Here is a 12,293-nt window from a genome sequence, read left to right as displayed (position 1 = left end):
CGACAGGGGAGCCATGGTAACTGATGAAGCGGGTGGCGCGGGTCCGACCGCCGTCTTCGACGTTTCGGGTCACGGGTTCGGGCATCTCGGTCAGGTCGCCCCGATTGTCCAGGCTCTCCGGGCACGTCATCCAAGCTGCCGCATCGTCGTGCGAACCGCCCTTACGGCGGCCGTCGTGCGCGACTTTGTCGGCAGCCGCATCGAGCTGGCGCCGCCGCCGACGGAAGCCACGATGGTCATGCACGGCCCGACAGCCGTGGATCCCTCCGCGAGCGCCGAAGCGCACCGTCGTCTGTGCGACAATTGGGACACTCACGTCGAACGGGAAGCGGCCCGTCTTGCTGCGCTCGCACCGGCGGTCCTGGTGTCGGATGTTTCCTACCTATCGATCGCGGCGGCGAAACGCCTCGGCCTTCCCGCGATCGGCCTGAGTTCCATCAACTGGGGGGACATCTACCGCACCTATTGCGGCGCGGCACCGGACGCCGAGGCGGTCCTAAAGACCATCGGCGGCGCTTACCGTTCTGCGGACCTCTTCCTTCAAGTCCAACCCCACATGCCCATGACGGACCTGTCGAACAGGCGCTCGATCGGGCCGGTTGCGCGGGTCGGGCGTGACCGGCGCGGCGAGATCGACGCCGCTTTGGGTGTGCCGTCCCACCGCAAGCTGGTGCTCGTCACCCTTGGCGGCATTCCGGGGGGCGACCCTCTCATCCTGCCGCCACTCGAAGGTATCCACTGGCTCGCCGGCGCAGGCGTCTCAGGTCCTGCGGATGGGACCAATGACGTTCGGTCGCTTGGGCTGCCGTTCGCGGATGTCTTGGCCTCGGCGGATGCGGTAATCGGCAAGGTTGGCTATGCCACGTTCGTCGAGGCGGCATGCAACGGGACGGCGCTGATCAGCGCGCCGCGCGACGATTGGCCGGAGTCGCCCTTTCTCTTGTCGTGGGCGGCGGCCAACGCCCGCTTCGCGCTGACGCCGAGTGGGTTCGGGGAGCAGGCGCTCCGTGCCGCGTTAGACGCCGTTTTTAGGGAACCGGCCATGCCGGCCGCACGAGCATCTGGCATCGAGGACGCCTGCGACATTATCGCCGATGCCGGTGGCCTCTCATGAGGCCGTGACCAGCGGGTTTGCCCTATGCGCGACATAGTATTGCGCTCGATAGGCCGGAGAGGGGAGCCGCCTGTCGGCTTGACGTTCGGTTTCAAGCCACTTATGCGCTTGCCCCTTAGGGGGCGTTCCTTTGGAACTCCCGCGCAAACCCTGGGGTAAGGGCACTTTCGTGATCTTGGATTCAGCTTTGGACTGGAATCGGTGGCACCGCTGGCTCTACGTCGCCTGGTTCAACTTCGTCGTGACCTACCGGAAGACGACCCTCGGTCCATTTTGGCTTCTGGCCGGCCCATCGATCTTCATTTTCATCATTGGCGGCATCTTCAAGAGGGTCAACGACGTCCCCGCGGAAATCTTCGTACCCCATTTGGCCATCGGCGTGATCCTTTGGACCTTGCTCGGCGGCTTCGTGACGAAGAGTACGACGGTCTACCCGCGTAACCGCGCTCAGATCCTCCAGGGGTCCATGACCCTGATCGAGATTACGGTCGTCGACGTTATTTCGATATTCTTGCAGTTCATCCACCAGGTTCTGATTCTGGTCGTTGTATTTGCGATCTACGGCTTCCCGTTTTCCTGGTACGCGCTCGTCAGCCTGTTAGGCCTTGCGATCATCGTGGCAAACGGGTTTTGGCTGTCGATCGTCTTCGGCATTGTGGGCGCGCGTTACCGCGATCTCCATCAGATGATTTCCGCCATCATGCGGGTCGCCTTCCTCGCGACGCCGATTATCTGGATGGCCACATCCACCCGCGGCCAGATGCTTGGGATCTATCTACTCCTGAATCCGTTCTACCACTTCCTCGAGATCGTCCGGGCGCCGCTTCTCGGAATGCCTATTTCGATGACAAGTTGGATCGTCGTCCTGACGATTACCGTCGGGGGCTTCTTCCTGGCGAACGAGATGCACAGGCGGTTCGCGCGGCTCGTGCCGCTTTGGGTGTAACGTCATGTCCGTGACCGAACTTGCTCCAAAGACCGGCGCCGGCAAGGCGGTAGCGCAAACGGATGCGCTCCCGTTGGTCGAGGCCAAGAACCTCGCCTTGAGAATTCCCATCCTCAAGGCGAACGACCGGTCCATCAGGATCAGCCCCATGCGGCTGCTGCGGGATTTGTATTTCGGCGGCACCAACCGCTCCGTCTCGACGCTGCTTGAAGATGTGTCATTCACCGTCAACCACGGCGAGCGGCTTGGGCTCATCGGTGCGAACGGCGCCGGCAAGAGCACATTGCTACGCGTTCTGGCGGGGATCTACACGCCGAGCAGCGGGACCTTGACCGTGCGAGGCACAGCCAAGGGGCTGTTCGATGTGTCCCTTGGGATGCTGCAGGATGCAACCGGGCTCGAGAACATCTACATGCGCGGGCTGCAGATGGGGCTGAATCTCGACGAGATCAAATCCCTCGTTCCGGGGATTGTCGAGTTCACCGAACTCGGCGACGCCATCGAGAAGCCGTTCAATACCTATTCGAGCGGCATGCGTCTGCGTCTTGCCGTCAGTATTTCGACGATGGTGGAGCCGGATATTCTCTTGCTGGATGAATGGCTCGGTGCGGGCGACGCGCGCTTCAGCGGCAAAGTCCAGGAGCGGATGAATTCCTTGGTCGAAAAGAGCCGTGGTCTGATCATCGCCACACACAACGAAAAGCTGATGCGGAATCTGTGTACGCACGGCTTGGTGTTGTCGAAGGGCAAGGTCCTTTTCTACGGGGGCTTGGACGAGGCCCTCGAGCTCTATAACGACGGCGCTCAGGACAAATAGCGCGGCGGTAGTCGGCGCCGCGCGACAGCTCCAACCAAATCCTAGTCGCTAGGTTTTCCTGTCGTCTCCAGCCGGTATTCGCTGTGGTCGCGATCCTCCCGCGTGTCGAGCCGCTCTTCGAGCGACTTCAATTCCTGGGCGACAACGGATGCCTTGGAGAAGGCGGCCGTCGCCCGCATGTTCGATACCGCGCCCGGATCGCGGCCATTGCCTGCCTCCGGGCGCGCAAGGGCATCCGGACTGCGCAGCTCCGCCGCCAGGCCCGCAAGCAGGACGAGAACGATGACGCTGTTCGCGGCTACGAGCAGCCAAGCCGGCGCGCTGAAGGCCGCCGTCAAGGCGAAGGGCAACACCACCAGAGCGATGGCCAAGGCCGCCGCAACCCATCGCCTCCGAGCCCAAAGTGTCCGCGCGGCGCGCCGCGCCAGGGATGACTGTGTGGGCGGCGATGTAGCCGCCGTGCCGTTCCGCCCCGTGGCGCGCAGGCTGTCTGCGTGCCCATCCCACGGGGGGAGGCGCTGCCCCAGCGTGTCCTCGAAATCGTCCAGCTGGCGAAACGGGAACGCATCGACATGGGAGAGCGGGTTACAGTTCCAAACGGCGACGCCAGCCCTTTCGAGGATCGGCGCAACGGCGCGCCAGCTCCGGATGTGGAGGTCGGGTTGCGGGTTCGGCACGTTGTACTTGTCGCCGACCTGCTGGTAGCCGTCGAAGAAGTAGTTGGGATTCCGGCCCGGTTCAGCGGCAATCTCAAGCGTGCGACCCGAAAGCTTCGAGCCGCTGACCTGCTCGACATAGCCGCAGTCGATGCCCAAGAGAATGAGCTGGTCGTAGCCGAGCAGCGCGCCAATGAGCGCGGAGTGGCTGCCCGTGGTCAGCGGATTGATGGACAGAAAGGGCTCTTGCTTCGCCCAGGCATCGTAGTTGACGACGCCAGGCGCCGTTTGAACGTCCGCGGGGAGCGCTTCGATGAGGTTTTGTCTCAGGAAAAATCGCTCGATCCCGTTCGAACGGGACTCCCGAATGAGATCCGCGATTGCCTCCTTGTGCGACAGGCCGACCACCAAATCCAGGCAGATGTAGTAGCGCGGGTACCACCCCGTCTCGCGCCAAAAGCGATAGGCCGCGTTCATTCCGATGCAGTCGGCTTGCGCCAGCCGTTCGAAGTCGAACCCCCGCAAGGACGGGCCATTTCCAACAATTACGAGTGTCGTCGCCGTTGCCATGGGATTGGTTTTGGCCGTTCTGGTGCGATTTGTCACGAGCGAGTTTCCGCGGCCTCGGGGCCCACTAGGACCACCGGCATGCGGCGCGTGTCTATGCCAGCGTGATCCTGAACAGTCCGCCCGCGAGGGGCTCGGGAGCCTCGAGGCCGATCTTTGCGCTCGTGGCGTAGAGGACGGTCTCGTCGTCGCCCTGGAAGGCACAGGAGGTCACCTGGGGCGTCGGTATCGCTACGCGCCCGAGGCGCTCGCCTTGGGGTGAGACTTTCTCGATCCGGGCGCCGCCCCATATGGCCACCCATAGGTTCCCGTCGCGGTCGGTGGTCATCCCGTCCGGATATCCTTCGTCCGGCCCGAAGCGCGCCAGGACCCGCTTGTTCCCAATCGTTCCGTCCTGGTTCAAATCGAAGGCGTAGATGGTCTGGAGCGCGGAGTCGTTGTGATACACCGTCCGGCCGTCGGGGCTGAACGCGGGCCCATTGGTCACGTGGTAGCCGGTGTCGAGACGCATCGATTGCCCGGCGGGCGTGAAGGCATAGAGACTGCCCGTGGCCTCGGTTTCGGCGTCATGCATCGAGCCGGCCCAATAGCGACCGTCCGGCCCGATCTTGCCGTCGTTGTAGCGGTTCTCTAACAGGTCCGATTCTGGGTCCGCGATGGGGGTCGCGGTAACTTCCTTGGTGCTTACCCCAAGCCACATGAGACCCCAGTCGCCGCAGGCGAGAAGTGCTGTGCCCGCGAACTCCGATGGTGGCACCCAGTTGGCGGGCGGAACGCCGACCGATCCCACCCTGCAGGGAAGCTCCCATTGCTGCATGTTCCCGTCCGCCGGCCGATAGGCGTGGAGCCGCGAGCTCTTGATGTCGGTCCAATACAGACGTTTCTCGGCGTCGTGCCAGACCGGGCCTTCGCCGAGCACCGCGCCTGCCCGCCAAATACAGGTCACATCGGCCGCGATCGCGGGCGCCTCAGAGACGAATGTATTCATAATCAAGGTCTTCCCTGTGGCGGGGCACGTCGTTGCCTCGAAACGGCCCACAGCCCCTCATAGCATTGCCGTCCCGGCGCGGGCCAGCAGGCGGTGTTTTCGGAAGGGCCGATTTGCAGCCTCAGCGGCCGCCGGGGGGCGGGCATTTTGCCCTTGACCCATGCGATGCGATGCGGCCTACATGAGGCCGATGCCGCGCGTTCTGGGTGCGTCAGGCGTCGTTGGGGGAGCTGTATGCGCGTTTCCATCGTGATCCGGGCTTTCAACGAGGAGGAGCATTTCGAGAAGCTTCTGCTTGGCCTAAAAGCTCAGCGCAAGGCGCCCGACGAGATCATCCTTGTTGATTCCGGGTCCACGGACAGCACCGTCGAGATCGGGCGGCGTTACGGCTGCCGGGTCGTGCCCATCGACAAGCACCAGTTCACCTTCGGCCGGGCTCTGAACCTCGGCTGCGCGGCGGCGACCGGGGACATCTGCGTGTTCGTGAGCGCGCATGTCTACCCGCTCTACGACGATTGGCTCGAGACGCTAGTCGCTCCATTCGAGGACGACCGCGTCGCGCTCACCTACGGGCGGCAGCGCGGCGGCGATGTGAACAAGTTCTCCGAGCATCAGATTTTCGCCCGCTGGTTTCCGCCCCACTCGGTCTTTCCCCAGAAGAACTACTTCTGCAACAACGCGAATGCGGCGATCCGGAAGGCTACCTGGGAGGATCATCCCTATGACGAGGCCCTCACCGGCCTGGAAGACCTCGCTTGGGCCAAGTCGGTGCAGGCGAAGGGCTACCTCCTCGCTTATACGGCCGAAGCGGAGATTGTGCATTTGCACGACGAGACCTGGGACCAGGTGCAAAACCGCTACCGCCGCGAGGCGATCGCCATGCGCGCCATCGACGAGCATGCGAAGTTCTCGCGGCTGGACTTTGGCTGGCTCCTCGCGCAACACGTCTTGTCCGATGGGATGCATGCCCTGAAGCAAGGCGTTCTCCGCCGCGAGTGGGGATCGATCTGCAAGTTCCGCTACAATCAGCTGCTCGGGACCTGGCGCGGGTTCAACGGTCCGTCAGACGTTTCCGCCGAGCTCCGGGCGCGGTTCTACTACCCAACCCGGCCCCATCATCACCACGGCCACGCGGCGGTGGAGCGGCGCCCGATCGACTACGACCGACTGCTCGATGAGAACGAGCCGAGCGCCGATGCCCAGGCGGAGCCCCGCGATGGAGACGGCGATGGCGCGGCGCCAAGCCTTCGGATTGTAAGAGGAGATCGATGAGTTCACCGTATCGTCTGGTCGCACTCATGCCCATGCGGCACAGCTCGGAGCGCGTACCAGGGAAAAACTATCGCCCATTCGGCGACGGGCGCCCGCTCTTTCATCACATGGTCGAGGTGATGCTCTCGTGTCCGCAGATCGACAAGATCGTCATCGATACGGATAGCAACCTCATCAAAGAACAGTGTACCGACCAATTCCCGGATGTTCTCGTACTGGACCGCCCGGAGCACCTGCTCGGCGGCATGACGCCTATGAACGATGTCCTGCTGCACGACATCAACGAGGTTCCGTCGGAGTTCTATCTTCAGACGCATTCGACGAATCCACTGCTCAGCAAGGACACGATGCAGCGCGCCGTCGACATGTTCTTCGACCAATACCCGATTTACGATTCGCTGTTTTCGGTCACGCGGCTGCAGACACGGCTTTGGGATGGCTTGGCCCGCGCGGTAAACCACAACCCGAACATCCTGCTGCGGACGCAAGACCTGCCGCCGATCTACGAAGAGAATTCGTGCATCTTCATCTTTCCCGGCGATCTCATGAAGCAGCGGCACAACCGCATCGGGAACCGTCCAATCATGTTCGAGATGGATCCGCTCGAGGCGCAGGATATCGACGAAGAGATCGATTTCCGCATCGCTGACTTGATCTTCAAAGAAACGCGTGGCGCGTGAGCGATGTACAGAGCACTCGTGACTTGCCACCATCTGCAACGCTATTTCGAGGACTTCCGTCCCTTCTATGAGGCCGCCGGCGTCGAACCGATCCTGCCGACCATCGAAGGGCAGCAGCTCGATGCGGCAGCCATGCGAGAGGCCATCGTCGGCGTTGACGCGGTGATCGCCGGTGACGACGAGATCGATGCGAGCGTTCTGGAGGCCGGAAAGTCGTCCCAGCTCAAGGCCGTCATCAAATGGGGCATCGGGACGGACTCGATCGACAAGGCGAAAGCCGCCGAACTCGGTATCCCTGTCTACAACACGCCTGGCACCTTCGCCAACGAGGTCGCCGATCTCGCGCTCAGCCTGCTGCTGAACGTCCTGCGTCAGACGCATCACATGCACAACTCGGTTAGAGAGGGCGGCTGGCGTAAAGTGCCGGGCCGGTCCCTTGCCGGCATGACGGCGGGCGTGATCGGTCTGGGCTCGATCGGCCAGGCTATAGCAAAGCGTACCGTTGCATTCGGCATGGAAACGATCGGGTATGACGTCCGGGAGATCGATCAGGAGACGCTGTCCGCTCTCGGCGTCATGCAGGTCGACCTGCCGGCCTTGTTTGCGCAAAGCGATGCCATCCTCGTCGCCTGCGAGTTGACACCCGAGAGCCGGCATCTCCTGCGTGACGAAACCTTCGCGCAGATGAAGGAAGGCGTTTATATCGTCAACGTGTCCCGGGGGCCGCTGATCCACGAGGCTGCTTTGTGCCGGGCGCTCGAGAGCGGCAAAGTCGCCGGCGCGGGGCTCGATGTTTTCGAGGTGGAGCCCCTGCCGCAAACCAGCGCGCTTCACGGCTTCGATACAGCGGTCTTCAGCACACACAACGGATCGAATACAATCGAGGCCGTTGCGCGGGTCAACGCGATGACCACGGACATTCTGCTCCACGTGCTCGGCCTCAAGGATTTGGACTTCACACCGAACAGAGTGGCTTGATTGGGCGGTAGCGACCAGTTTGCGACTTATCCAAGCCTCCGGGATCGCGCTGTCGTCATCACCGGTGGGGCGACCGGTATCGGCCGCGCCATGGTCGAGGCGTTTGCGGCGCAAGGCGCCAAGGTCGCGTTCCTCGACCGTGACGAGGAGGCCGGGTCGGCTCTCTCTGCGCAGCTCGGCGGGCGGGTGCGTTTCGTGGTCTGCGACGTCGCAGACGCGCCGCAGCTACAAGCAGCCATCAAGGACACCGCCGCTGCGCTCGGTGGTCTTCAGGTTCTGATCGCCAACGCCGCGAACGACACGCGCCACGAACTGGATGAGGTTACCCCTGATCTGTGGGACGACTGCCTCGCCGTCAATCTGAAGCACCAGTTCTTTGCGGCCCAGGCGGCGTATCCGGCAATCGAAGCCGCTGGCGGCGGCGCCATAATCTGTCTCGGTTCCATCTCGTGGTTGAACAACACCACAGGGATGGTGGGGTACACGACGGCGAAGGCCGGCATTCATGGCCTGGTGCGGACTTTGGCGCGCCTCTTGGGGCCGAAGAAAATCCGCGTGAATGCGTTGCTACCCGGCTGGACGATGACCGAGCGCCAGCTAGAGCGCTGGGTAGACGAAGAAGCGCACCGTGAGATCGATAACGCACAATGCCTGCCTGGCCGGGTCATGCCCGACGACATTGCGCGCATGGCATTGTTTCTGGCTGCGGACGATGGTGCAATGTGCACCCATCAAACCTTCGTCGTCGATGGTGGCTGGATATAGCTCTGAGAGAGGGCAGAATGTCGGAGGCAACCCCTATACTTGTTTGGACCATGGGCAAGGTGGGCACCAGCACCGTTTCGCGGGCGCTCAAGCGCGCGCACATCCCAACGCTTCATATGCACTCTATACGGCCCAACGTGCATGCGACCGTTAAGTGGGGCCGTTGGCTGGCGGCCCTCCGCAAGTACCGAGATTCATCGGAATTGTTGGGATGCTTACGTCGCGGAGGTTTTCAGGCTGCGCCGTCGCGCTCTCGGCCACGAGAAGTTGGTCTTCTGCCGCTCCTTCGGCGGGAATGGAACGGTGCGACAAAGGCTATTAGGCCTCCGCGTGTCCCGCACGTCGAAGCATCAAAAAAGGCCGTAGAGATCATAGCGAGCGACGCTCGTCCGGTGCGGATTATCACGATGGTTCGAGAACCGATCGCTCGGAACATCTCCGCGTTCTTCGAAAATCTTCATGTTTTTGCTTTGTCGCACGAGGCGCCTACAGATCAACTCGTCAAAGCCTTCAAGGCGCGCTATCCCCACAGGTTGCCGCTCGAGTGGTTCGATCGGGAGTTCAATGACGGTGTCGACTTCGACATTTTTGCAGAAGACTTTGATCGCGAGGTCCGCGTTGGGCGTTATCGCAAAGACGCGTTTGAATTCCTGGTCATGCGAATGGATGCTGAGCTTGAGCGGCAGCAGGCTGAGGTCTCGGATTTCGTGGGGCAGCCGATCTCGCTGGCCGTAGAGAACTCTTCCAAGATGAAGCCGTATGCGGCGGCCTATCGGGCGTTCAAGGAGCAGGTTGCTCTGGAGCCAGAATATATCGAGCAGATGTATGGCTCGAAATTCGCTAGGCATTTTTGGACCGAGGACGAGCTCCTTCGCATGGCGCAGCAACATCTCGCGGAATAGCCCGCGACTTCCAATCTTATTAGCGGCACCGGGACGTGTTGCTACCCGTATGTCGCGCTGCTGCTCGAAGCGGCCCGGGCGGTACTCTGGAGCGAGAGCCGTTCAACTGATTGATTTCAACATCACCGGGACCAAGACGCATCCGTTTCAGGGATTACCACCATCGCGCCAAAAGGGTCGGGATCAAACCTAACGCGTGTGCTTGGAAACGGCGCCCGGGTCATAGGTTTCATACAACGACTCCAATGAGCCTCCGATCGTGTACCGCGTAAGAAGACGCTCTGGAATCTCGCCGGATTCTTTCGCGCTGCGCACAACGGTGGGATTGTCGTAATCGACAAATGGTCTTTCGCGATCGGCGTCTGAGGACAGTGAAAACAGGCTCTCTCCCGGCACGCTTGCGAGACAGTCACTCGACAGTGCGCAAAGTGTCTTCCTAATGTCTCCAAGTTGAGCTGGTGCGCCCGATACCGAAAACGGTCCGTCGGCGCCTGCGGGTTTTACCGCGAGAACGGGCCTGAACCGGCCGACGCGTCCCACCGTCGGAGCCACGGCGTCGAAGAAGCGTCGATCCGGCTTGCGGCCGACGATGCTGGCGCCATGATCTCCGAGCAACACTATAGTCGTGTTGTCGTAGACATTTGACGCTTTCAGGGCTGCCAACATGGCGACCAACCCGCGAACGGCACATGTCGCCTGCTTCTTGTAATTGCGTCGTTGGTGCGACATTTCATCTACAGTACGGCAATGGTCATCAAGAACTAGCGGCGAATGGGTTGTCATCAAGTGGAGAAACTTAAGCTGCGGTCCGCTCTCAATCGCCTGTAGCTTCTGCGTAAACTCGCTAATCACTTCCGCGGAAATACGACCCGGCTCCTTATCCGGATCAAAGTATTTTCCGAGCCTCCCATTGCCGGAGTTGTAGATCTGACCCTGAAGGAATGTTGGCGAAATGCGCAGCAGACCATTTTCAAGCAACTCAATGTAATCCAATATTGATGTATCTATTGGCGTCGTTCCAAGAATCTCATTTTCTGTCCAGCATTCCTGTGCGGGACACTTTCGGAAAAAGTAGAAGCCGCCGAGCGTGGTTTGACCGCCATTTTTCTCAAAATCTGCAAACAGGCTATCGCTCCGGATCGACTCATATATTTTTACAATGTCGCCACCATTATATTCTCGGCCAGAATAAACATTCTGCATGGACATCATAGTGTAAGGGGCATAGGAAATGGCATTGTAGAAATATATGAAGCCCGCAAATTCTTGGCGAAATTTTTCTTTTTCCTCTAAAATCTCCGCGAATACATCCGAAGAAAACGTATCTATCAAAACGATAAGCACGTTGTGCTTGCTCTTGGAAAACGACAGCAAGGCATCCGGCTCTACGCTCTTCTGGGAACTGAGGGCCGACCTACTCCAACTCCAGTTCCGCGTATCCAAGAGCGGCTGAAGGCTGAATACAAGGACGGCGACGAGGACGGGTCCGGCCCTTAGGTTGAATACAAACGTCGCGGCGAACCCGAGAACCAGCGCGATCAGCAGCGATACGGCAGACCAAATACCTGTCGCTGACTGGATAGAGGGGAACTGAACATCCCCGTCCAGAAGCGGAACATAGGACGCAAGAAATATCGCCTTTACGGTAATTGCGATTGCGAGCGCGCTATAGAGGCGAGACAGGTCAAGCCATCTGCTGACCAGAATTGCGATCGCCGCAAGCGTGAACGCAAGCAAGGCGCCGACCAAGGAACCTAGCAAAAGGAAGTTCCCAAACGGGAGAGCAATGCTAGCAGCCTGAGTTTGATAGAAAAACGATGGGACAAGCAGGAAGATGGAGACCGACAGCGCGAGTGCACTTCCCAGAATTTGTCCCCAGGCCCGCGGGTACGGTGCCGATTGCATGATCAATTTTCACCTTGGACGTTGCTGAAAGTTACTCCGCATCGGTGGTCCGCTCCGATCGTAGTCCGTGTCGACCAGCAGACCCTCACGCGGAACTGCCTGTAGGCGCGGGGCGGCTATGGTCGCGTCTTCGACCGTCTGGCTGGCGCAGCCTAGAGCCAACGAGCATTCCTTGCTCATCATGCCGTCGCCATTGAAGCGACGGACATTTTTCCCGATACATGCCAATCGCAACGGATGACCACGCCACAAACCTGCACGCACATCCGTGATCTGTGCTGGCACCCCACGACGGGGGTGACGACCGACCAAAGGCCGTTCCCGTTCTCGAATTTGGTAGAACTTCTTCCGCACCACGAAGTGGAGCGAAGGACGGCTAGACAAAGAATCTCTACAGCGACGGCGATGCAGAGCCCTAAAAAGGGCAGCACACCGCAAGTCAAAAAGAATGCCGGTGATAGCACCATGATTGCGATATGAGATAAAATTGCGTAATAACAATATTTTTCCAATAATCACAACAATATCACGAATATTGTTATGTATATCTCATAGAGTTTTTGACGAAATATTTAAGCCAGAAAGATAAATATTTCCCTCTGGGGCCCTGTGTATTGATCCACCTCCCGCATTTCGACTCAACACGCGCACCGTGACAACAATTGCTCTGGGCACGCATTGCGGTACGGCCCTGGCAATCCGC

11 protein-coding genes are annotated in these 12,293 nt (G+C 60.3%); 8 read left to right on the top strand and 3 right to left on the bottom strand.

The window, feature by feature from the left end; all coding sequences use genetic code 11:
- Positions 1 to 13: 13 nt before the first annotated feature.
- The 3 genes from GL4_RS01240 to GL4_RS01230 all read left to right on the top strand — a co-directional run bounded on the left by GL4_RS01240 (position 14) and on the right by GL4_RS01230 (position 2,877).
- Positions 14 to 1,114, top strand: a complete 1,101-nt coding sequence (locus GL4_RS01240) for a hypothetical protein (protein WP_045369185.1) — start codon at positions 14 to 16, stop codon at positions 1,112 to 1,114.
- A 175-nt stretch (positions 1,115 to 1,289) separates the two neighbouring features.
- Positions 1,290 to 2,060 carry an ABC transporter permease gene (locus tag GL4_RS01235; RefSeq protein WP_172653268.1) on the top strand — a complete coding sequence of 257 codons (771 nt, stop codon included), beginning with the start codon at positions 1,290 to 1,292 and terminating at the stop codon, positions 2,058 to 2,060.
- Between the two features lie 4 nt (positions 2,061 to 2,064).
- Complete coding sequence (locus GL4_RS01230) at positions 2,065 to 2,877, top strand: ABC transporter ATP-binding protein (RefSeq protein WP_052464025.1); 813 nt, start codon at positions 2,065 to 2,067, stop codon at positions 2,875 to 2,877.
- A 41-nt stretch (positions 2,878 to 2,918) separates the two neighbouring features.
- On the opposite strand, the gene GL4_RS01225 is transcribed toward GL4_RS01230, so the two are convergent.
- Both GL4_RS01225 and GL4_RS01220 read right to left on the bottom strand, forming a co-directional pair.
- Positions 2,919 to 4,103: a hypothetical protein gene (locus GL4_RS01225; RefSeq protein WP_045363664.1), complete on the bottom strand. Its 1,185-nt coding sequence runs from the start codon at positions 4,101 to 4,103 to the stop codon at positions 2,919 to 2,921.
- Between the two features lie 91 nt (positions 4,104 to 4,194).
- A complete protein-coding gene (locus GL4_RS01220) occupies positions 4,195 to 5,088 on the bottom strand; it encodes an SMP-30/gluconolactonase/LRE family protein (RefSeq protein ID WP_045369181.1) in 894 nt (297 codons plus the stop codon).
- Between the two features lie 234 nt (positions 5,089 to 5,322).
- On the opposite strand from GL4_RS01220, the gene GL4_RS01215 reads away from it, so the two are divergent.
- The 5 genes from GL4_RS01215 to GL4_RS17070 all read left to right on the top strand — a co-directional run bounded on the left by GL4_RS01215 (position 5,323) and on the right by GL4_RS17070 (position 9,685).
- Positions 5,323 to 6,360, top strand: a complete 1,038-nt coding sequence (locus GL4_RS01215) for a glycosyltransferase family 2 protein (RefSeq protein ID WP_052464023.1) — start codon at positions 5,323 to 5,325, stop codon at positions 6,358 to 6,360.
- Positions 6,357 to 7,040 carry an acylneuraminate cytidylyltransferase family protein gene (locus GL4_RS01210; protein ID WP_045363661.1) on the top strand — a complete coding sequence of 228 codons (684 nt, stop codon included), beginning with the start codon at positions 6,357 to 6,359 and terminating at the stop codon, positions 7,038 to 7,040. Before GL4_RS01215 ends, GL4_RS01210 begins: the two co-directional genes overlap by 4 nt.
- Before the next feature lie 3 nt (positions 7,041 to 7,043).
- The gene (locus GL4_RS01205; protein ID WP_045363658.1) at positions 7,044 to 8,018 is read left to right on the top strand and encodes a phosphoglycerate dehydrogenase; all 975 of its coding nucleotides are present in this window, start codon (positions 7,044 to 7,046) and stop codon (positions 8,016 to 8,018) included.
- 90 nt (positions 8,019 to 8,108) lie between these two features.
- Positions 8,109 to 8,783, top strand: coding sequence for an SDR family NAD(P)-dependent oxidoreductase (locus GL4_RS01200; protein ID WP_082025746.1), 675 nt, complete (start codon positions 8,109 to 8,111; stop codon positions 8,781 to 8,783).
- Positions 8,784 to 8,800: 17 nt separating this feature from the next.
- Complete coding sequence (locus GL4_RS17070; protein ID WP_082025390.1) at positions 8,801 to 9,685, top strand: putative capsular polysaccharide synthesis family protein; 885 nt, start codon at positions 8,801 to 8,803, stop codon at positions 9,683 to 9,685.
- Positions 9,686 to 9,874: 189 nt separating this feature from the next.
- On the opposite strand, the gene GL4_RS01190 is transcribed toward GL4_RS17070, so the two are convergent.
- On the bottom strand, positions 9,875 to 11,590 hold the full coding sequence (locus GL4_RS01190) for a sulfatase-like hydrolase/transferase (RefSeq protein ID WP_045363649.1): 1,716 nt from the start codon (positions 11,588 to 11,590) through the stop codon (positions 9,875 to 9,877).
- Positions 11,591 to 12,293: the final 703 nt, after the last annotated feature.

It is taken from the genome of Methyloceanibacter caenitepidi (genome assembly GCF_000828475.1).
Taxonomy (GTDB): Bacteria; Pseudomonadota; Alphaproteobacteria; order Rhizobiales; family Methyloligellaceae; genus Methyloceanibacter; species Methyloceanibacter caenitepidi.
Note: the sequence above shows the minus strand (reverse complement) of the source record. Positions and strands in the feature narration are given on the sequence as shown.